This window comes from Halomonas sp. ND22Bw (assembly GCF_003011945.1).
GTDB lineage: Bacteria > Pseudomonadota > Gammaproteobacteria > Pseudomonadales > Halomonadaceae > Halomonas > Halomonas halophila.
The window spans coordinates 1-272 of sequence record NZ_PXWD01000875.1; the positions used below are offsets into that span (position 1 = coordinate 1).

Here is a 272-nt window from a genome sequence, read left to right on the forward strand (position 1 = left end):
CAAGCTGGCCACCCTGATGGATACCGCCGAGCCTGACGTGCTGGCCTACATGGGCTTCCCGGCCGCCCATCGGGTCAAGCTCCACTCCACGAACCCGCTGGAGCGCCTGAACGGCGAGATCAAGCGCCGGACCGAGGTCGTGGGCATCTTCCCCAACGAGGCTGCCATCACCCGCCTCGTCGGCGCGATCCTGCTCGAACAGAACGACGAGTGGGCCGTCCAGCGCTCTCGCTACATGACGCTAGAAAGCATCGCCCCAATCGGCGATGATC

Annotated in this window: 1 protein-coding gene; it reads left to right on the forward strand. The window is 65.4% G+C overall.

Annotated elements, in window-relative coordinates; genetic code table 11:
- On the forward strand, nt 1–272 hold a 272-nt coding region (locus CVH10_RS20655), incomplete at both ends, for a transposase (protein ID WP_181244591.1).